Origin of the sequence: Arthrobacter glacialis (genome assembly GCF_002909415.1) — a bacterium.
Classification (GTDB): domain Bacteria; phylum Actinomycetota; class Actinomycetes; order Actinomycetales; family Micrococcaceae; genus Specibacter; species Specibacter glacialis.
Genome location: NZ_PPXB01000007.1, coordinates 58,153 through 78,524 on the forward strand (window position 1 = coordinate 58,153; position 20,372 = coordinate 78,524).

The 20,372-nt window shown below is 60.9% G+C and carries 18 protein-coding genes and 1 tRNA gene; 6 read left to right on the forward strand and 13 right to left on the reverse strand.

Going from position 1 to position 20,372, the window contains the following annotated elements:
- Window positions 1–41: 41 nt before the first annotated feature.
- The 5 genes from dop to CVS28_RS10320 form a co-directional block, all read right to left on the reverse strand.
- A complete protein-coding gene (dop, locus tag CVS28_RS10300; protein WP_103465841.1) occupies window positions 42–1,619 on the reverse strand; it encodes a depupylase/deamidase Dop in 1,578 nt (525 codons plus the stop codon).
- 14 nt (window positions 1,620–1,633) lie between these two features.
- Window positions 1,634–3,424, reverse strand: a complete 1,791-nt coding sequence (gene arc / locus CVS28_RS10305) for a proteasome ATPase (RefSeq protein ID WP_103481458.1) — start codon at window positions 3,422–3,424, stop codon at window positions 1,634–1,636.
- A 51-nt stretch (window positions 3,425–3,475) separates the two neighbouring features.
- Window positions 3,476–4,531, reverse strand: a complete 1,056-nt coding sequence (locus tag CVS28_RS10310) for a tRNA (adenine-N1)-methyltransferase (protein ID WP_103465691.1) — start codon at window positions 4,529–4,531, stop codon at window positions 3,476–3,478.
- 85 nt (window positions 4,532–4,616) lie between these two features.
- Window positions 4,617–5,777 (reverse strand): site-2 protease family protein, encoded by a 1,161-nt coding sequence (locus tag CVS28_RS10315; protein WP_103465692.1) that lies wholly within the window; start codon window positions 5,775–5,777, stop codon window positions 4,617–4,619.
- A complete protein-coding gene (locus CVS28_RS10320; RefSeq protein WP_103465693.1) occupies window positions 5,774–6,511 on the reverse strand; it encodes an HAD family hydrolase in 738 nt (245 codons plus the stop codon). Before CVS28_RS10320 ends, CVS28_RS10315 begins: the two co-directional genes overlap by 4 nt.
- A 139-nt stretch (window positions 6,512–6,650) precedes the next feature.
- Here CVS28_RS10320 and CVS28_RS10325 point away from each other — a divergent pair, with 139 nt between their 5' ends.
- Window positions 6,651–7,499: a proteasome assembly chaperone family protein gene (locus CVS28_RS10325; RefSeq protein ID WP_103465842.1), complete on the forward strand. Its 849-nt coding sequence runs from the start codon at window positions 6,651–6,653 to the stop codon at window positions 7,497–7,499.
- A 26-nt stretch (window positions 7,500–7,525) separates the two neighbouring features.
- Here the strand turns inward: CVS28_RS10325 and mshC are convergent, their stop codons facing one another.
- Both mshC and CVS28_RS10335 read right to left on the reverse strand, forming a co-directional pair.
- Window positions 7,526–8,821, reverse strand: a complete 1,296-nt coding sequence (gene mshC, locus CVS28_RS10330) for a cysteine--1-D-myo-inosityl 2-amino-2-deoxy-alpha-D-glucopyranoside ligase (RefSeq protein WP_103481459.1) — start codon at window positions 8,819–8,821, stop codon at window positions 7,526–7,528.
- 58 nt (window positions 8,822–8,879) lie between these two features.
- Window positions 8,880–9,719, reverse strand: a complete 840-nt coding sequence (locus tag CVS28_RS10335) for an undecaprenyl-diphosphate phosphatase (RefSeq protein ID WP_103465695.1) — start codon at window positions 9,717–9,719, stop codon at window positions 8,880–8,882.
- 91 nt (window positions 9,720–9,810) lie between these two features.
- On the opposite strand from CVS28_RS10335, the gene CVS28_RS10340 reads away from it, so the two are divergent.
- Window positions 9,811–10,743, forward strand: coding sequence for an aldo/keto reductase (locus CVS28_RS10340; protein ID WP_103481524.1), 933 nt, complete (start codon window positions 9,811–9,813; stop codon window positions 10,741–10,743).
- Window positions 10,744–10,852: 109 nt separating this feature from the next.
- Here the strand turns inward: CVS28_RS10340 and CVS28_RS10345 are convergent, their stop codons facing one another.
- On the reverse strand, window positions 10,853–11,128 hold the full coding sequence (locus CVS28_RS10345; RefSeq protein ID WP_103481525.1) for a hypothetical protein: 276 nt from the start codon (window positions 11,126–11,128) through the stop codon (window positions 10,853–10,855).
- 132 nt (window positions 11,129–11,260) lie between these two features.
- Between CVS28_RS10345 and CVS28_RS10350 the strand changes: the two genes are divergently transcribed.
- Both CVS28_RS10350 and CVS28_RS10355 read left to right on the forward strand, forming a co-directional pair.
- Window positions 11,261–11,500: a DUF5703 family protein gene (locus CVS28_RS10350; protein ID WP_103465696.1), complete on the forward strand. Its 240-nt coding sequence runs from the start codon at window positions 11,261–11,263 to the stop codon at window positions 11,498–11,500.
- 479 nt (window positions 11,501–11,979) lie between these two features.
- The gene (locus tag CVS28_RS10355; protein ID WP_165788127.1) at window positions 11,980–12,492 is read left to right on the forward strand and encodes a bacterial transcriptional activator domain-containing protein; all 513 of its coding nucleotides are present in this window, start codon (window positions 11,980–11,982) and stop codon (window positions 12,490–12,492) included.
- A gap of 25 nt (window positions 12,493–12,517) precedes the next feature.
- On the opposite strand, the gene CVS28_RS10360 is transcribed toward CVS28_RS10355, so the two are convergent.
- The 4 genes from CVS28_RS10360 to CVS28_RS10375 all read right to left on the reverse strand — a co-directional run bounded on the left by CVS28_RS10360 (window position 12,518) and on the right by CVS28_RS10375 (window position 17,117).
- Window positions 12,518–14,101 (reverse strand): DUF6895 family protein, encoded by a 1,584-nt coding sequence (locus CVS28_RS10360; RefSeq protein ID WP_103481461.1) that lies wholly within the window; start codon window positions 14,099–14,101, stop codon window positions 12,518–12,520.
- A 111-nt stretch (window positions 14,102–14,212) separates the two neighbouring features.
- Entirely contained in the window at window positions 14,213–14,467 is a 255-nt protein-coding gene (locus tag CVS28_RS10365) for a hypothetical protein (RefSeq protein ID WP_133159103.1), read from the reverse strand.
- Window positions 14,468–14,642: 175 nt separating this feature from the next.
- Window positions 14,643–15,803, reverse strand: coding sequence for an acyl-CoA dehydrogenase family protein (locus CVS28_RS10370; RefSeq protein WP_423716395.1), 1,161 nt, complete (start codon window positions 15,801–15,803; stop codon window positions 14,643–14,645).
- 9 nt (window positions 15,804–15,812) lie between these two features.
- Window positions 15,813–17,117: a M20/M25/M40 family metallo-hydrolase gene (locus CVS28_RS10375; protein WP_103465700.1), complete on the reverse strand. Its 1,305-nt coding sequence runs from the start codon at window positions 17,115–17,117 to the stop codon at window positions 15,813–15,815.
- Window positions 17,118–17,306: 189 nt separating this feature from the next.
- Here CVS28_RS10375 and CVS28_RS10380 point away from each other — a divergent pair.
- Window positions 17,307–17,389, forward strand: a tRNA-Leu gene (locus tag CVS28_RS10380).
- A 122-nt stretch (window positions 17,390–17,511) separates the two neighbouring features.
- Here the strand turns inward: CVS28_RS10380 and CVS28_RS10385 are convergent.
- Complete coding sequence (locus tag CVS28_RS10385; protein WP_103481462.1) at window positions 17,512–18,348, reverse strand: PhzF family phenazine biosynthesis protein; 837 nt, start codon at window positions 18,346–18,348, stop codon at window positions 17,512–17,514.
- 121 nt (window positions 18,349–18,469) lie between these two features.
- On the opposite strand from CVS28_RS10385, the gene CVS28_RS10390 reads away from it, so the two are divergent.
- Complete coding sequence (locus CVS28_RS10390; RefSeq protein ID WP_165788128.1) at window positions 18,470–20,152, forward strand: alpha/beta hydrolase; 1,683 nt, start codon at window positions 18,470–18,472, stop codon at window positions 20,150–20,152.
- Window positions 20,153–20,372: the final 220 nt, after the last annotated feature.

The window sequence follows — 20,372 nt, forward strand, 5'->3', positions numbered from 1 at the left end:
CAGTTTGCGTGCCACCGTGGTGTTTGTGTTTGGGCCGCCAGCTAGTGTGGGCCGGAGAGCAACTGGGCCAGGAAATCGGCAAGCCCAGTGTTGGCATCAAACAACCCGGCGGTCAGCGCATGTGTGCCGCGTAGGGGTTCCTTGGTGGACACCCGTTGGAGCCGGCGAAGTTGCGGAAGTTCAAAGATGACTGAATCCCAGCTGGCCCCCACCACGTGGGCACCAAACTCCTGGATGCACCGGCCCCGGAAATATGCCCGGGTGTCAGTGGGTGGCGCCAGCACTGCTGCGGCGATGGACTCATCCGTGACAAGACGCTGCATGCGGCCATGCTGCAGGAGCTTGTAATAGAGACCCTTTTCCGGGCGGACATCTGACCATTGCAGATCAATCAGGCCCAGTCGGGGATCATTCCACGCCATCTTGTCCCGGGCACGGTACTGCTGGAGCAGATTGAGTTTGGCCACCCACTCCAGTTGGCTGGCCAGGCTCATGGGGTCGTTGCCCAGAGCTGTGAGCACTTCCTCCCACTTGGCCAAGAGTGCGGCTGTGTGGCTGTCGCCTGTTGTGGGATCGGTGGAGCCGTTGGCAGCGGCGTGGGCCGTGGCTGCGTTAAGGTAGAGCCACTGCACGTCCAACGCACTAACCCTGGTGCCGTTGCGTAGCAGGTGGGTTTGCTGCAACTGCCAGTCGTGGCTGATCTCCCGCAGCGTGGACACGGGGTCGGCGAACTCCAGTTCCGGGGCGTTGCCGTGCTCAATCATGTCCAGTACCAGCGCCGTGGTGCCGAATTTGAGGTAGTTGGAGACTTGACTCAGGTTGGCGTCGCCAATGATCACATGCAGGCGGCGGTACTTCTCAGCCACGGCATGGGGTTCATCCCTGGTGTTGATGATGGGGCGGCGGATGGTGGTTTCCAGCCCCACCTCGGCTTCGAAGAAGTCTGCTCGCTGGCTGATCTGAAACCCCATGCCGGAGCCGTCCTGGCCCAGTCCCACCCGGCCCGCCCCACACATGATGGCCCGGGTTACAAAGAACGGCGTCAGCCCGGAAACAATGTTTTTGAAGGGCACGTGCCGCGGCATCAAGTAGTTCTCGTGGCTGCCGTAAGAAACAGATTTGTTGTCGGTGTTGTTTTTGTACAGGTTGATTTCCGGCAGGCCCGGGGTTGCGGCGATCCTGCGCACGGCGGCCAACGCCACCAAATCACCTGCCGCATCCCAGCGCACGGCGTCGAGGGGGTTGGTGACCTCCGGTGAGGAGTATTCAGGGTGTGCGTGGTCAACATACAGCCGTGCACCATTGCCCAACACCATATTCATCATGAGGGGAATGCTGGGGTCGCCGGTTTCGCCGCCCTCAAGGGCAATCTGCGCGGCAGTGAGTTCGGATTCATTGTCCGTGAGCTGGCTGGGATGGGCCACATTTCGTGGCATGGACCAGCCGCGGGCGTCAGCGAGCGGATCCTCGTCAGTGTAGTCCCAGCGGGTCTCCCCACCGGCTGCCGCCCGCTGCTTGGTCTCCTGCGAATAGGCATGGACCACCTGGGTGGACAGCCAGGTGGCGTTGAACGAGCTGCCACCGGGGGCATGGATGCCATATTCGGTTTCCGCCCCCATGACCCGCACAACACTCACAAGTACTGCCCGGTGTTGCTCAGCGTTTCCAGCGGCTCCAGCGTCTTGCCGGGGACCTGGCCTTCCTTGCTTTGCACGATGGTGCGGATGTACGTGATCCGCTCACCCTTCTTGCCCGAAATCCGGGCCCAGTCGTCGGGGTTGGTGGTGTTGGGCATGTCCTCGTGTTCACGGAACTCATCCACCACGGCACGGAGCATGTGCTCAATCCGGATACCCTTTTCAGCGTGCGTCAGCAGGTCCTTGATGGCGTACTTCTTGGCCCTGTCAACAACATTCTGGATGACAGCACCGGAATTGAAATCCTTGAAGTACAGCATTTCGGTGTCGCCATTGGCGTACGTGACTTCCAGGTACTCATTGGACTTGTCCGTGGCGTACATGGCCTCAACCGTGCGCTGGATCATGGCGTCAACCGTCTCCTGCAAGCTGCCGTTGTTGGCGGCCACATCATCGGCGTGGAAGGGAAGAGCCGTGGTGACGTACTTGGCAAAAATATCGGCGGCAGCCTCAACATCCGGGCGCTGAATCTTGACTTTCACATCCAGGCGGCCCGGGCGCAGGATGGCCGGGTCAATCATGTCCTCGCGGTTGGAGGCGCCAATGACAATCACGTTGTCGAGGCGTTCGACGCCGTCAATCTCACTCAGGAGCTGGGGCACGATGGTGGTTTCCACATCGGAGGACACACCCGTTCCACGGGTGCGGAACAAGGAGTCCATCTCGTCAAAGAAGACCACCACGGCACTGCCGTCCGAGGCTTTTTCGCGGGCGCGGCTGAAGATGAGCCGGATCTGGCGTTCCGTCTCACCCACATACTTGTCCAACAGTTCCGGGCCCTTGATGTTCAGGAAGTAGCTCTTTTGATCCTTCACGCCGGAGCGTTCGGCAGCCCGTTTGGCCAAGGAGTTGGCAACAGCCTTGGCAATGAGAGTTTTTCCGCAGCCCGGCGGGCCGTAAAGCAAAATGCCCTTCGGCGGTTTGAGGCCGTGTTCGCGGTACAGGTCCGGGTGCAGGAAGGGCAGCTCCACAGCGTCGCGGATCTGCTCGATCTGGGATGCCAGGCCGCCAATGTCGGAGTAGGAAATGTCCGGAACTTCCTCCAGAATCAGGTTTTCCACCTCGGAGCGCGGAATCTTTTCCAGGGCATAGCCCGTGCGCCCGTCCACCGTGAGGGCATCCCCCACCTTCACTGAACCGCCCTGCAGTACGCCGGCCAGACGAACCACCCGCTCCTCATCGGCACGGCCAATGACCAGCACCCGGGTAGTGCCCAGCAGCTCCTTGACGGTGACAAGTTCGCCCACACGCTCATAGCCCAGCCCGGCGATGACAGTGAAGGCTTCGTTGAGCAGCACCTCCTGGCCAACGTTGAGATCACTCATGCGCAGCAACGGGCTCAGCCCCACGCGCATCTTCCGCCCGGAGGCAAAAATGTCCAGGCTCTCCTGGCTCACAGCAGTGCTGACTCCCCCGCCAGCGCTGTGGCGGTTGAGCGCAACGATGGTGCCGAAGCTGTAGGGGGGTTCGCCGTCGTGCTCCAAAGCAGAACGGAGCTTGAGGATCTCCGACTTAGCCGTTTCCAGCATGGCCACCAGCTTGGAATTGTTGGTGGTTGCCGATGCCAGCTGGCGGTCAAGGTTGCGCGCCTTGTCCCGGAGCACGTTGAGCTGGCGCTCCAACACTGCCTGCTGGCCGGGACCTGTGAGATAGCTGGCCTCGGCCGAACCCGGCGACGGGGCGCCTGTGGCAGGGATGTCGGGCGTGGGGTGCTGTGATTCGCTCATGACAATTGATCCTTCCGGAGCCGGGTCGGGCTGCTACTGCTGAGTGTAGTGCTACGCGTCAGTGACAGTCTCTTCGTCAGCAACTTTGCTCTTGGTGCGGCGGGTCTGCACGGTGGAGGACGCATCCCTGGCTGCCCGGCGCAGCTTCTTGTCGGAGACGGCACGCTCGCCCACGGCTGCAGGGGTCCAGGCGTCCAGGTCTTCCTGGGCAAAGTCCGTCTTCGAGGCGCGGCGCTTGAGCGTCATGCCGGTGACACCGTCGGCAAGGCGGCGGGTGACCATCAAGAAACCGGTGTGGGCCACCATACGGTGGTCGGGGCGCACAGCCAAACCCTCCAGGTGCCAGCCGCGGACCATGGACTCCCAGGCGTCAGGTTCAGTGAAGCGCCCGTCGGCGCGGATAGCTTCGGCCGTGCGGGACAGCTGGGTCACGGTGGCCACATAGTTGATCCACACCCCGCCCGGGGCCAGCACCGTAGCCACGGCATCAAGGCATTCCCAGGGTGCCAGCATGTCAAGGACAACGCGGTCAACGCTGCCGGGGGCTTCCTGCTCCACTACTTGGTCCTGGAAGTCACCGAGGGAGATCTTCCAGGCCGGGTGCGGTCCGCCAAAGATTGTTTCCACGTTGCCACGGGCAATGTCGGCGAATTCTTCACGGCGTTCGAAGGAGTGCAGGTAGCCGTTGTCGCCCACTGCCCGGAGCAGGGAGATGGACAGTGCGCCGGAGCCAACGCCAGCCTCCACCACGCGGGCACCGGGGAAAATGTCACCCATGGTGATGATCTGGCCGGCGTCCTTGGGGTACACCACGGCTGCGCCGCGGGGCATCGAGAGCACAAAGTCGGAGAGCAGCGGGCGCAGCGCCTGGTACTGCTGGCCCACGTTGCTTTCCACCATGGAGCCCTCCGGGGCACCAATCAGCAGATCGTGATTAAGGAAGCCCTTGTGCGTGTGGTACGCCGTGCCGGGGGTCAAGGTGATGGTGTTCATGCGTCCACGCTCGTCCGTCAGCTGCACACGCTCACCGGCGCGGAAAGGTCCGCGACGGGCAGCTGCGCCATGGGGCTGCAGGGAGGTCTCTTGGCTGGAATCGCTGTGAGTCATGGGGTAGTTCCTAACGTGTTGGTGCTGAAGCGTTCGTGGGGTTGGCCCGTGGAGGCGGGGCCGCATGCTGTTGTGGACGTGGGTCCTAGGGTCCGGACTTGCCGGTGATGGCCGAAACAACTTTCGCCTGGCTCAGCAACCCTGTCACCCTGCCATCGAGGTTGATCACCGCATATTCGGTGTCCGGGAGCTGGGCCAGGTAGGCCACCAGTTCCTCCCCCTTGGCAACATCAGGCACGTAGGCGCCCAATGAGAGGGTCCTGGCCACGGCCGTGGCGGGGGTTGTTGCCGCAACCTCGGGTGGCACATGGGCCAGCGCAAACTCATCAACCACGGCACAGGGGCGGCCATCGGGGCCGTACAAAACGATGGGTTCCTGGGGGTATTGTCCACGAAGTGTCCACAGCTGGGCCACGGTGCAGGCGTTTGATGCACTGATGGCCGGCGTAGCCAAGGTGCCCGCACTAATGTCCGGCAAACGCAGGCGGATGCCGGCGCCCTTGATGGAGGCCGAGGCGCCCATCCAGAGAAAACCGGCCATCAGGATCACGATGAACGCGGTGGTCAGCTCGGGTTGCCCACCCAGCAGGTAGGGAATTCCCAGGACCGCAACGGCCAGCACCACCGCAATGATGCGCCCGGCCCAGCCAGCAGCAACAGTGCCCTTCTCCTGGCTGCCGGTTAACTTCCACACAATGGACTCCACCAGGCGTCCACCGTCCAGCGGCAAACCGGGCAAGACGTTGAAGGCGCCAATGAGCAGATTGGCAACAACAAAAATGTTGGCCAGCAGCAGGGCAACGGCAGTTCCCAGGGAGGTGCGTTCCGGGAGCGCCAGCACCACCAGCTGGCCCAAGCCGGCTAGGACAAAGTTCGCCACGGGGCCGGCAAAGGCCACCACCAAGGCCCTGCCGGGAGTTGCCTTGCCGAAATCAAATTCCGTGTGGCCGCCCCATAGGTTCAGGACAATCTTGTGCGTTGGCCAGCCATACATTTTGGCTGCAACGGCGTGGGCCAGTTCATGGATCAGCACCGAGAACAGCAGAAGCAGGGCGTAGGCAAAGGCGACCAGGTAGGCGCTTGCGCCCAGGCCCGGCAAGTTGGTTTGGAGCTGCGGGCCGAAAATCAGCACCGTCACACCGGCAATGAAAAACCATGAGTTCGCCAAGATGATGGGGGTGCCGCGTACCGAGCCAATAACAAAACCCTCACGGCGCGCCTTGGCACCGTTGGCAGGACTACTCACAAAGCAGCCCCGGAGGAGGCGAACGTGGAAGCGAGAACAGCATTGACGTCGTCGTACGTTTTCCCTGAGAGCGTCTCCCACGTGGTCCGGCGAGCATCATCAGCCAGCGGCACGGCGTTGGGAATGGCAATCGTGGCAACACCTGAGGCCAAGGCTGAGGCAACCCCGGGAACCGAGTCTTCCAAGGCCGCGCAATGAGCCGCCGTGATGGTGGGATCTGTCTTGCGGAGTATGTCGATGGCCGTCAAGTACGGTTCGGGATGCGGCTTGCCGTTGTTGACGTCATCGCCTGTCACCAGGAATTCAAAGTACTCGTGGTCCAGCGCCTGGGCCACTTCCGCGGCCAGGTTGCGCTCGCTCATGGTCACCAGCGCGCAACGCACGCCACTGTTGTGCAGATCCGCCAGCAGTTCCCTGGCTCCCGGACGCCACGGCAATTCACGGCGCACCTTGGCAATGACCGCATTGGATAGGTGATCAATGATCTCCCGGCTGGTGAGATTGACACCGGCTTCCTGGAGAATCCTAGCTGAGGCGTCCAAGGCACTGCCCACCAAAAGGTGCGCCTTCTCCTCATCCCATTGCCCGCCATGAGCAGTCACCAACTCAATTTCGGCAGCAATCCAATAGGGTTCTGTGTCCACTAACGTCCCGTCCATGTCCCAGAGGACAGCTTTGAGCGTGGGAGAGGTCGGAGTCGCAAGGGGCGCGGCGGCGGCACTGGGTGAAAGCATGCCACTAGTCTACGGGGCGTGAACGGCTGCACGGTTTTCAAAGCGGGTTCCGCGTGGTGAGTATTGCCATCGGCTGCCAGAGCCTTAGGCTGGAGCCGTGAGCAGATTCAATGATGCGGAATCAGGCGAACCCGGGCTGATGCTAACTCCCGCAGCGGGTGAGGACCGGGTCACTGTCATGCTGGCGGCCTTTGAGGGCTGGAACGACGCCGGTGAAGCAGCCAGTGATGTGCTGAAGTACCTGCACAAATTCTGGGACGCCAAGAGAGTTGCCGTCATTGAACCGGATGAGTACTACGACTTTCAGTTCACCCGCCCCGAGGTGCGGCTCAATTCCGCCGGCCGGCGCAAGATCAAGTGGCCGGTGACAAAAATTGCCAAGGCCAGTATTCCCGGGACCGAGGTGGACGTCATTTTGGTCCACGGCATAGAGCCGTCCTACCGCTGGCGCGCCTACACGGCAGAGCTGCTGGCCAAGGCGGCAGAGCTACGCGTCAACTATGTGGTTCTGGTGGGTGCCTTGCTGGCCGACGTTCCACATTCGCGCCCCATTCCCGTCTCGGCTTCGTGCGACGACGCCGAGCTCGCCAAACGCTTGAACCTGGAACCATCCGCCTATGAGGGCCCCATCGGGATCGTGGGTGTCTTAAATGAGGTGTCGTTGCTGGCCGGACTGCCCACGGTTTCCGTGTGGGCCGCCGTGCCGCACTACGTGGCCCAGGCACCCTCCCCCAAGGCCGAGTTGGCACTGTTGAACAAAATTGAGGATTTCCTGCAGGTGACCCTTCCCATGGCCGAACTGTCCGACGACGCCCAGGCGTGGGAGCGCGGCGTCAACGACCTCGCGGCCCAGGATCCTGAAATCGGTGCTTACGTGAAGCAATTGGAGGAAGCAAAGGACACGGCCGAGCTGCCTGAGGCAACCGGCGATTCCATTGCCAAGGAGTTTGAACGCTATTTGCGTAGGCGCGGAACGGATCAGCCCTAGGGCAGGCCCGTTCCGCGCGAAGCGTTTTAGAGCTCGATACCCAACAGTGCCTCAATGGCGTCCGAGACCAGCGCGGCATCTCGCACGCAGATTCCGCTGGCCGCAGGAGTGCCAGCGTTGGCTTGGGCAGCCCACGCGTCAATGCCTGCCAGGGCACGTGGAGCGTCAAGGTCCTGTGAAATTGCCGCCCGCATTTCGGCCAGCAGTGGCATGGCTGTTCCTTCCGGGGCCACGGCCACCGCTGCACGCCAGCGCGCCAGGCGATCCTGTGCCGAAACAAGCAGCTCCTGCGTCCAGAACCAATCGCTGCGGTAGTGGTGGGCCAAGATGGCCAGCCGGATGGCCGCGGGGTCAACTCCCTCGGCACGCAAAACAGAGACAAACACCAGGTTGCCCCGTGATTTGCTCATCTTCTCGCCGTCAAGACCCACCATGCCTGTATGGGCGTAGTGCTGGGCCATGGGAGTGTTGCCCAGCGCATAGGCGTGGCCCGCACCCATTTCATGGTGCGGGAAGATCAGGTCACTTCCGCCGCCTTGAACAGTAAACGGCTTGGGCAGGAAACGCTGGGCGATGACTGTGCATTCGATGTGCCAGCCAGGACGCCCATCGCCGAGCGTGTCACCGTCCCAAGACGGCTCACCGTCGCGGGCGGCACGCCACAGCAGGGCGTCCAGGGGGTGCCGTTTCCCGGGCCGTTCGGGGTCGCCGCCACGTTCGGCAAAGAACGGGAGCATTTCCTCCTGGCTCAGGCCGGAGATCTGACCCAACCACCAAGGGGCGTCCAGGCCGCCAGTCTTGGCCGCCGCCGAGGCGGCCTCCACTGAGAAGTAAATATCGCCGTCGGGCTCTCCGCCGGTCCCAGCAACAGGGTAGGCGAGGCCGGCTTCAATCAATTTCGTCACTTCCGGAACAATCCACTCGATGGCCTCGACGGCGCCGATGTAGTGTTCGGGCGCCAGAACGTTCAACGCCTCCATGTCGGCCTGGAAGAGGGCGGTCTGGGAGATGGCAAGTTCGTGCCAGTCCTGACCGTCGCGGGTGGCTCGTTCCAGCAGAGGGTCATCGATGTCTGTGACATTTTGCACGTAAGTAACTGTGCTGTCGGCATCGCGCCAGGCCCGGTTGAGCAGGTCGAAGGCAACGTAGGTTGCCGCGTGGCCCATGTGGGTGGCGTCGTAGGGCGTAATGCCGCAGACATAGAGGCTGGCCTGATCCGAGTCAGGCAGTGCGACTACTCGTTGTTGGCTGGTTTCATGCAGATGAATGCTGGGCATAACGCCTGGCAGCTGCGGGAGGGCGAGGGACTTCCAAGTTTTCACAGAGCTAAGCCTATCCTCCGGGGGACCCGAAAAATCGCGAAGCGGTTTTAGGTCGCCGTCAGTCAGGGGTGATGACGTTGAAACCAAGCAGAATGTAGAGCAACAGGCCCAGGCCAATCCTGTACCAGACAAAGGGGCGGAAGCTCTTGGTGGAGATGAACTTCAGGAACCACCCAATGATGAGATATCCCACTCCGAACGCAATGACCGTGGCAAGAATGGTTTCGCCGATGCCGAAGGGGCCCTCGGCATTCTCATGGCCCGAGACGATCTTGTATAGCTCGTAAAATCCGCTGCCAAAGACGGCCGGGATCGCCAGCAGGAACGAGTACCTGGCAGCAGACTCACGGGTGTACCCCATGAGCAGGCCGGCGGTAATGGTTCCGCCCGAGCGTGACACGCCGGGGATGAGCGCCAGTGCCTGTGCAAAGCCGTAAATGATGCCGTGCTTGACGGAGAGGTCCTTCAGCTCCCTCTTCTGGCTGGCCACCGAATCGGCCACGGCCAAAATGAGTCCAAAGACGATCAGCGTGGTGGCCACCAGCCACAGATTCCGCAGCGTCGATTCAATGTGGTGTGCGAACACGACACCCAGCAAGGCAATCGGCAGGCTGCCGACGATGATGAGCCAGCCCATGCGGACGTCCGGGTCGGTGCGCGGCACCCGGCCCCGCAGGGAACCAAACCAGGCCTTGATGATGCGCACAATGTCGCGCCAGAAGAAGACAACAACGGCAGTCTCGGTCCCCAATTGACTCACTGCGGTAAATGCTGCCCCCGGATCGGCGCCCGACGGGAGGAATTTGCCCACGACAAATAGATGGGCGCTTGAGGAAATCGGAAGGAATTCAGTCAAGCCTTGTATGAGGCCCAGGAAGGCCGCTTCGAACCAGTTCACGGGATTCAGCCTAAAGCATGAGCGAGTTCACAATGATCCCCACCGCGGCGGACGCAAAAAAGGGGACACAGATCACCGTAAGCTTGCAGGCATGGAACAACGATTCATGGGGACCAGCGGATTGCGCGTCTCAGCGTTAACACTGGGGACAATGTCCTGGGGTAAAGAAACAGACGCAGAAGCTGCACGCACACAATTACGTGACTTTGTGGATGCTGGCGGAACTTCGCTGGACACTGCCGTCAGTTATGTGGAAGGCCGCAGCGAGGCCATTCTTGGCGAACTGATAGGTGACGTTGTCCCCCGCAGTGACGTTGTCCTCATCTCCAAAGCAGGCATCAGCCACCGCAACGGAAAAAGCATGGTGGACACTTCCCGCAGAGCCATGTTGGCTGGTTTGGATGCATCCTTGGCGCGGCTGGGAACGGATCATCTGGATCTATGGTTGGCGCATATTTGGGATGACAACGTGCCGCTGGAGGAAACCTTGGAGGCGCTTGAGTACGCCGTCAGCAGCGGCAGGGTTCGCTATGCCGGAGTCTCCAACTACAACGGCTGGCAGTTGGCCCGCGCAGCAACGCTCAGCGATACAGCACTTGTGGCCAACCAGGTGGAGTATTCCCTGTTGGCCCGCACTGTGGAGAAGGAGGTGGTCCCCGCCGCGGAACATGTGGGTACAGGTCTGCTCTGTTGGGCTCCCCTGGGCCGCGGTGTCTTGAGCGGAAAATATCGGGGGCAGATTCCCAGCGATTCCCGGGGCGCCAGCGCCACGATGGGCAGTTACGTGGAAAAGTATTTGGAAGGCCGCCCGGCTAGCATTACCGAGGCTCTGCTGACTGCCGCCAAGGGCCTGGGCCGGCCGCCGCTTGATGTGGCATTGAGCTGGCTTCTGGACCACCACGGCGTCTCCGCGGCAGTCATTGGTCCGCGCAGTCCCGAACAGCTCAATGAAATTCTCAAATCGTCCTTGGCACCGCTGCCCGAGCCAATCCTCAGCGTGTTGAACGAGGTCTCCGCGCTGTAACAGCCAGGAACTTCAGCCAAAACGGCACTTAAATTGTGAAAGCCCTCAAAAGAGGGCTTTCACAATTTAAGAATCAAGAACAATCAGCCTCAAAGGGGCCGAAGGAAAACTATTCGGCGGCCGGTTTGGGCTCTTCGTCAGAATCATCGGAGTCTTCAGAGTCCTCATCGAACTCTTCACCATCTTCACCGTAAATTACCAGGGGTGTCACTTCGTCAAAGGCATCGAAAAGTGCCTCTTCATAGGCTTCAAAAGCGTCAATGATGCCTAGGAAGGTGGCCTCAACAATGGGGTCTTCTTCCCCACGGCGGGCTGACGCGGCCACCAGATGTTCTTCCAATGCTGTGGTCAATGCACTCAGTGCTTCGCGGGGATCAATGCTCATGCGATTGACGGTACCAGTGAGTTCCCCAACATGAAAGTCCTTTTCGTCTTCCACGGTAGGTCGCTGCCGGGTCAAGGGGTAGGTTTTGTAGATGACGGGCAGTTCGCAGGCCTTGACGAGAAAGGACAGTCCATGAGGGAAACGCTGAAACCAGCACTGACAGGGCGTGGGACACCGCTGCGCCAGTACGAATATCTACTCATCACTGTGTCGCCCGGCGAGTCTGTTCCCATCGCCTATCAACGCGTGCGTGAACATGCTGAATACGGCAAATGGGAGCTTGAACGCAGCACCCTCTACTTGGGCGGAGAGCGAAAATACCTCATGCGCCGCAAGGTGCTGCGCGTGGAACGGACCTTGACCGTCTACTAGGTGCCAGGGCAGTCTCTCCGTCCAGACTGTCAACAGCTGCGTCGATTCTTCATACGATTGGACAAGGGGTGACTCAATTTATTGACTCCTCCCAATGATGCGCCCATGATCAAGCTGATGGGCGAACAATCGCAAAGACGACTCTCACGCTGGGGCAGAGTACGTGGCCTGCAAGTCCACTTAACGGTGGCGTCGTCGGGGTTGGGGGAAGAATGAGCTGTGAGTCACCCCATGTATGGGAGCTCAACCTTATGGGTTTCTGGCTCCTTAAACTCGACGGCCATCCCGTCATCGTTGGCCACCGTCAACAACGCCTCATCGCTGCACTGGCTATCCTTGGGGGCCGGTCAAGATGCTCCATGGCGGGCCTGCTCTGGCCAGAGAGTTCCCAGGCACAGTCCGCAGGGAACCTGCGTGCGAGCCTGTTTCAGATCACACACAAACTCCCTGGGCTTGTTCATCCTTCGCGTGAAATCCTGATGTTGGAACCGCAAGTCGCCATTGACTTTCACAAAGTTCAATCACTTATTGCCGGCATCCAGGAAACCGGCAATACTGTGGCGGCGGATTCGGCCTATGCGCTCTATCATGCAGACCTCCTGCCCGGCTGGTACGACGATTGGGTTGTGTTCGAACAGGAACGACTGCAGCAGTTGCGCCTCGACGGGCTGGAGGCGCTGGCGGCACATTGTCTGCAGGTGGGCGCCAACGGGCGGGCCCTGGAAGCTGCACTTGCTGCCACCTGGATTGAGCCGCTGCGCGAAAGCGCACAACTGATCCTGCTGCAATGCCACATTCAAAATGGCAACATTGCCTCCGCCTGGCTCGCGTTCCACGAATTTCGCGCACTGTTGGACCAGGAACTGGGGGTGGGGCCCTCCGCAAGTTTCAGCGACTTAATGGAATCTCTTGGCCCCAGACGGGCACTGGAAACCCGCGCGCAGCCCGTCCACGCAGCCCAGGGCCGCACCCCATGGCGATCAGGTAGTTGACGAGCGGGTTTTTGGACGTGGGGTTTTAGACGCCCCGGGCAGCGATATCCCAGCCTTCATTGGCACCCTCGAGAGTGCTGAGTTCTGGTCCGTCTGTTCGGTCTGCCAGCAGGTCGAATGCCTCCGCGGCCAGATAGCTGACGATGAGGGTCGTGTTTCCTTGGGACGTGGCACCGCTCGCCCAGCCACCAACAGCGCCATCCGCGTTCTGTTGATGGAGAAGGTAGCTCGCGGCGGCCAGAGCCGTTTCGGAGACATTGCTGGCATCCTGGGAGGCCACGGCCAGTTCCTGCGCAAGCACATCCAGCCGGTACTCATGCGCCGCGAGCAGCAGGATGGCATCTGAGAGTAGCGCTTGCGATGCGCCGTCCATCGGGTGCCGTTTCACGGTGTTGGACAGAAGCTGGCGCCGGGGGCGGCCAAGCCCATCGAAAAAATGTTGCAGCCGCTCCGTCGGCGAAGCAGGCATGGATGCGCCGCGGATTGGCACCAAATCCCCCACGTCGCCTGCGCGTCGGCAAAAAACGTAGGCGCGTTCCGCGGCGTCGCGAAGTTCCCGTGCCGTGGGGAGGGCCAGACCCGGGTGCAAAGGCTTCCTGCCGCTGTTCGCCCATCCATATGACTCGGCGGGCAGAGGCTCAAGCAGCAGGACTCCACAGAGCAACCCTGCCACAAATGTTGTGTGATAGGTGTGCTCGAACGCGTAGGCTCGGCGGGCAGTTCCTGCAAGCCCTGCGAACTCATCGGCGCGAAAACTGGGACAGGGCAGAAAACCCAGGTCATCCCACGTGTCCAGCAGGGATTCGATGCCGAGGGTGACTGCCAGAGTGGGTTCCAGATCGAGAATGGCGTGGCCCAGGAGACCTTCACCAGCGACGTCCAGATTTTCATCGGCCAGTTGCCACGCAATGATGGCCTGTAGCTGCTTCGAGAGAAAGCCACGGTCGATCTCCTCGACAGCCCTCAACCCAAAGTCGCCCAGGAACATCAACGCATGGGTGATGGCGTAGGCATCATCACCGGACATGAAAATAGGGTGAGTGGGGGACGCGATGGTGGCTCCTTGCACCTGTTGCTGCCAGTCCGGAACATAGGCAGGGTCCACAAGCTGGTTCAGCCAAGAAAATTCCATCCACCGATAAGGTAACCGCTCGACACCGGCGGCGTGTCCACTGTGCAAAGCGGAACGGAACACGGCGTCGAAATCTGTATCGACGCTGCCTGCATGGGTGAGGATTGCGTGACCAATGCCCACTGAGGCGCACATCTCCGGGTACCGCATGATCAAGAATTTGTTGCGCGGGCTCCGAACCTGCTGCCCGAGCACTGTTCCGAGCCGTTCAACGGCAGCCGCCAGTTCCGGTTCATTCCGGGCCACCCGCTGGCCCACAAGGACAAGCAATGCCGACTCAATAAGGATCTTGTCGGTGAACCGGACTCTGGAGCCTTCGCCAAAGTCGGGGAGATATTCCTCGTAGTCGCCCAGCCGCGGGATTTGCTGGCTGGCAAAAACGATGACCTCGCTTAGCCGGGTGAGCAGTTCCTCCCTGGACAACCCCCAACGATCGCCGCGGTGAGGAACGTTGGGTGCATGGCCATTTGAGTCCATGGCTATTCCCTCTTCCGTTCAGGTCAGGGCCCAAGCGGCACGGCGCAGGTGGGGAAGTTTGCAAGAACTTGCCCACCTGCATGTCAATCGTGCGGACCGGGGTTGCGGCGACTACTCGGACAGGGCTTCGCGGACTGAATCTGCTTGGCCCCTCACCTCTTCCAGCTGCGGTGCAACAATGCCTGTGACGAGAAAATACTCATTGCAGCACAGAATGTGCAGACTGAGCTCATCTCCCTTGTTGGAGACTACCCCGGCAACACTTTCCACCAATTGGCGAATGGAGACATCCATGTTGACGGTCTTCGACTCGTCAAGGGATTTAACGACTTGCTGAATATCTCCGTGGCTTAGTTTTTGTGACATGTGGATCACCCTCTTACGGTTCATTGCGATTTTTCGTTTGGCCCGACCAAACGAACATTCCACCCCATAAAAGGCTTGGCTGCCTATTGCTGAGGTGGTATCGATTCTCCGCCCGCAAGCGTTATCCGCTCGTTACTGCAGCTCACCAACGGAATCCGACCCACCGTCCACACCTCTAAGGTTCGATGGGCCCCAGCCAGGCATTGGCGATGGTGGAGTGGGCTGATTCGTCGTCCGAGGGTTGGAACATGCCAGCCAAAACATCCCTGTACAACCGGCCCAGTTCATTGCCGGCAAAGTAGCTTCCGCCACCACTCACACGGATGATCAGGTCCACTACTGTGCGTGCTGTTTCGGTGGCACGAACCTTCAGCCCCACCAATTTCGGGAACCACATGCCGCCATGGTCCACTAGCTGATCCACATCTCTGGCGACCGATTCCAGCTGGGGGTACAGCCCCTCCATGGCCATGGCAGCGTCGGCAATCCGCCAACGGATATCCGGATCCTGCGCGTAGCTCTTCCCGCCATTTTTCTTGGATGTGCGCTTGTGGACTGTGGCCACACCTATCTGCAAGGCCCGCTCCCCCAGCCCCGTGTAAACAGCCGCCAGGAGGGTCTCAAAACAAGCAAAGATGGCAAAAATCAGCGGGTCCGCGTTGGGACCTACCGGCAGTTTCCTAAAGACGCGCTCTGCCGGGGCGACTGCGCCGTCCAGGACAGTGGTGTTTGACTGGCTGGCGCGCATCCCTAGCGTGTTCCAGTCGTCCTTGATGGTGTACCCGGGAGTTTCACGGGTGATAAACCCATGCACAAGAACAGGCTCCTCCGCCGTGGAATCCTTGCCAAAAATCCCGAGTCTTGTCCAGGCCGGGGACAGGGACGTGAAGATCTTGGTGCCAGTAAAGGAATAGCCGCCGTCGCCCAGCGGCACTGCGACTGTGTTGGAGTCAAAAAGCACCTGGTCATTGCCGGCCTCGGAATTGCCAAAGGCAAACACCTCCCCCGCCACCGCCTCGGTCAGCACGTAGTGCAGGGAATCATCACCCCGCACTGCTAAAAGGTGGGCAACGCCTGTCCACACCAGATGCATGTTGATGGCCAATGCCGTTGCCGGGGCAGCAGTTGCCAACCTGCGTTGCGCGGCGGCGACCTTTTCCAGCCCAAAGCCGAGACCGCCGTCGTCCGTGGAAGCAAACATGGCCAAGTATCCTGCCGACTTCAACTCGGCCAGGTCCTCATGGAAGAACTCATTGCGTTCGTCATAGCCCCTGGCACGGTCTCGGAACCGTTCCAGCAGCTCATCGGGCAGGAGTTCTTTGAGCTCCACACTCATGGGCGCCCCTTAGTAGTTGCTCAGCAGGCGGTCCAGCACGCGGACACCAAACTTCAAGGAATCCACCGGCACGCGCTCATCCACACCGTGGAACATGCCCGTGAAATCCAGCTCCGGCGGTAATTGGAGCGGAGCGAATCCGTAGCCCGTGATACCCAGACGGCTCAGGGACTTGTTGTCAGTGCCTCCGGATAGCGTGTACGGCAACACCGTGGATCCGGGATCTTCAGAGTGCAGGGAATCGATCATGGCATCCACCAAATTACCGGCGAAGGGGGTTTCCAGGGACACATCATTGTGAATGGTGGAGATGTCAATGCCCTCGCCCGCCAATTCACGAACCAATTCCAGCACCTGCTCATGCTGGCCGGGCAACGTGCGAATGTCGATCATGGCCTCAGCCGTGCCCGGAATCACATTTGCCTTGTAGCCACTCTTGAGGAACGTGGGATTGGCCGTATTTTGCAAGGTGGCGCCCACAAAGCGGGACACCGTACCGAGCTGACTCAAGAGCGTTTCCGGGTTGGACTCATCAAATTCGACGCCGGTCAGTTCAGAGACGCCTTCCAGGAAGGCCCGCGTCGTGTCGGTGTATTCGATGGGCCACTGGTGATCGCCGATGCGGGTGACGGCTCGGGCCAGCCGCGTTACAGCGTTGTCGGTGTTGATGTGTGAGCCGTGGCCGGCGCGGCCATGGGCTGTGAGCCGCAGCCAGGCAAGGCCCTTCTCGGCGGTCTGCAGCAGGTAGGCGCGTTTTCCATTGATTTCGGTGGAGAAACCGCCCACTTCGGAGATGGCCTCCGTGGCTCCCTCAAAGAGCTCCGGCCTGTTGTCCACGCTCCAGCGCGCCCCGTACGCGCCGCCAGCTTCTTCATCAGCGAAGAAAGCAAAGATGATGTCCCGTTTGGGCTTGCGGCCCTCCCTGCCCATGGAACGCATCACCGAGAGGATCATGGCGTCCATGTCCTTCATGTCCACGGCGCCGCGGCCCCAAATGAGCCCGTCGCGTTCTTCACCGCCGAACGGGTCGACGCTCCAATCGTGGGCCTGTGCCGGGACGACGTCCAGGTGACCGTGCACCACCAGGGCCGGCAGGGAGGAATCACTGCCTTCCACCCGGGTCACCACGTTGGCACGGCCAGGTGAGGACTCGTACAGCTCAGGTGCAAATCCAACCTCAGCAATCAAAGCTGCCGTGTGTTCAGCAATGGCCCGCTCTCCGGGACCTTCATTGTCGGCAAAGTTGCTGGTGTCAAAGCGGATGAGATCGGCGCAGATGCCTGCAACTTCATCCTCGGGCCTGACGGTATTCACAGGGAAACTCCTTTGTGCGGTGGCGTACAACTCAGCCTACCGTTTGGGCCCATCGAGCCCCTGTCAGGACTAAAAAATGGACAGGAAATGCTCGATTGTTGTTTTACGCAAAAGTCATGCTATTGTTTTCATCGCTGCTGAGGGAGACAACGATTCAACCGAAAGGAAGAATTGCTCCCGACATCACCTGCGCGAGTGGCGGAATGGCAGACGCGCCAGCTTGAGGTGCTGGTCCTGGAAACGGGGTGAGGGTTCAAGTCCCTTCTCGCGCACGGACAGACTCCCTGAGAACTTAGGTTCTCAGGGAGTCTTTTGTTTTAGCTCAAGTGACTCTCTTAGACCTGAGAGTAGCCGAAAGAAACACCAGTTGGCGGGCCCGGCGGTGAAAAATGAGCTAGATTTCCAGCCGCACGGCCGATCCGGACACCTGAATGCCGCCCGTCTCCGGAATGGTGATCTGCAACTGCGAGGGGCTGCCCATGTGGTGGCCCTGCAGGACGGAAACGACCGCGGGCAGTTCCAATTCATCCACCTGCCGAAGGTATCCGCCCAGAGATGCGGCCGCCGATCCCGTTGCCGCATCCTCACGAACCCCTCCTGGCGGGAAGGGATTGCGTGATTCAAAAGAATTACCTGTGAGCCTGAACACAACGTTCACGGTTGCTCCCCAGCCCTGCTCAGCCATGAGTGCCGCAAGCAGGTCAAAATCGTAATCAAAGGACGCCAGGATTTCTGCCGAGGCCACCGGAACTATGGGGTGCCAGTTGCCAGCAAAGGACACCAGCACCGGCAGCGCCGGGTCAAGTTCATCGGCCCGCAGCCGCAACGCCGTCAAAAGCCGCCCGCGCACCTCTGCGGAAAGCTCCGCCACTTGTGTGTCAACACTGGTCAGCGTGGCCCGGGCAGCGCCGTCGTGGACAAAAGTGTCCAGTGGAATCTCCCCCACCGGCGTATGGAACATCAGCGGGCCGGTTCCGAAGGCCTGGGCGAGCGCCACGGCCGCCGCGATGGTTGCATGCCCGCAGAATTGCACTTCGGTTGAGGGGGCAAAATAGCGCACGTTGTAGCTGCCATCTTCCCGACGCGTGAGGAAGGCGCTCTCGGAGTAGCCAAGCCGTGTGGCAATCGCCTGCATCTGGCTGCTGTCCAGAGTACTGGCGTCAAGAACCACGCCCGCCCTGTTGCCGCCGGTGGGGTCAGTTGTAAATGCCGTGTAGTGAAGTATCTCCATGCCCCTACGTTACTGCTGCACCGGTATGGACTCCCGCGTCATTCGGTGTCCAAAGAGAAAAAAGTGGCCTGTTGCAGCGGATAGGCTGGTACTTTCATATGACGCGTATCAGAGGGTTAGCTTGATAAACCACAGCCGCTCCACCCGGATATTTGCACTTCTGGCAGGTGTGGCCGCCGCTGGATTGGCACTCACACCGTCCCTCGTCCCCCGCCCCGCACTTTTTCAGGGATTCCTGGTCGGCTTGACGTTTGGTCTGAGCTATCTGGGGGCAGCCTGGCTGTTCAGCACGGTTACCCGAGAACTGGTACGACGCCGGATCCTCACCCTCCCCCGCAAGCTCACCTTGCCGCCGTGGGCATGGCTGGTGATTGCGGCGTCGGTGGCTCTTTATATTGCTGTCCTTGGCGCCCTGGCGGTGCGGTGGCAAAACGATGTGCGCAGCCATGTTGAGATGCCGCCGGTGGACGGCCTGGACCTGGCGACGTTCTTTGCGGTTGCCCTGGTCATGGCGGCAGTGGTTTACGCAGCCCATCGGGGCCTGCGAAAAATGGCTTCCCTGGGGAGGTCATGGGCCTCACGTGCCACGCCGAAACCAGTCTTGGTCAAGGCCGGTGGTCTTCTGACGGGCGCGCTGACTGCCGTGCTGGTCTTGACGATCTTGGTCAGCGCCGCATTGTTTGGCACTGACAACGTCTATGCCGCCCGCAATGCCACCACTCCTGAGGGCATCAGCGAGCCGCCCTCGGAGTTCCGCTCGGCCGGGCCGGATTCGGCTGTGGAGTGGGAGAAGTTGGGCATGCAGGGCAGGGCGTTTGTTGGTGGCGGCCCCTCGGCCGCCACCATCGAAGAGCTCACCGGCCGGCCTGCCCGTCAGCCTGTCAGGGTCTACGTTGGTTCGGAACAGGCAGATTCCATGGCCGCCAGGGCCCAGCTTGCCGTCGCCGAACTCAAGCGGACAGGCGGCTTCAACCGTTCGGCGCTCATGATTGCCACCCCCACGGGATCGGGGTGGCTGGAGCGCCAAGCCGTGGATTCGCTGGAGTACCTGCACAGTGGCGACACGGCAGTTGTCTCCATGCAGTATTCGTACCAGCCCAGCTGGGTTTCCTTCCTCTTTCACCAAAACCTCCCGCGCGAATCCGCACAAGCCCTCTACCAGGCGGTACGGAGCGAATGGGAGTCCATGCCGGAGCAGGAGCGCCCCAAACTGCTGGTTTATGGCCTGAGTCTGGGGGCCTCGGGCATGCAGTCAGCCTTCACCGACGTGGATGATCTCATCAGCAGCGTGGACGGGGCAGTCTTCTCCGGCGCCCCCAACAACTCACAGCCTTGGGGCACCCTGCAAGAGGCGCGTGATGCCGGGTCGCCGCTCTGGCAGCCCACGTTCGACGGCGGCCGGCACGTCCGCTGGCTTTCCAACAATGGCGATTTTTCCCGGGTTGCTGGCCCATGGGAATCAGGCCGGATAGCGTACCTGCAACACGGCACGGATGCCGTCACCTGGCTGACACCACGGCTGATCTGGGAGAAGCCGGAATGGTTGGGCGGCAGTGCCGAGTCTGGCGGGCGGGCTCCGGATGTCAGCGACTCCATGCGATGGGTCCCACTGGTGACCTATCTTCAGGTGGCCTTTGACATGTTCCTGGGCGAATCTGTGCCCCACAGCCACGGCCACAACTTTGGTGACGTGGCCGTGGAATCGTGGAACAACGTCCTGCCCAGTGGCTTGGATCCGGCCTCAGTGGAGCGGATCCAGTCGGTCATCGAGAGCTACCCGTACCAGGAATCGATGACCAACTAGTCCCCACGCCCGAGAGTTCCCTGGCCAAGGAACGAGGCGAGGGAGGGCGTGGGAGGGTCAGTTGCCGGGCGGATTCGCAGCGCCAGGGGCACCTGTAAATTCTGCCGTGGCTTATGCGCAGCCTTGGCAACCAGTGTGGCGCATAGACCGCTTTCTGGGCGCGCGTGCTTTGGGTATGCGTCGTGCCAGGACCCAGTGCGGCGCAGCTTTGACACTGGCG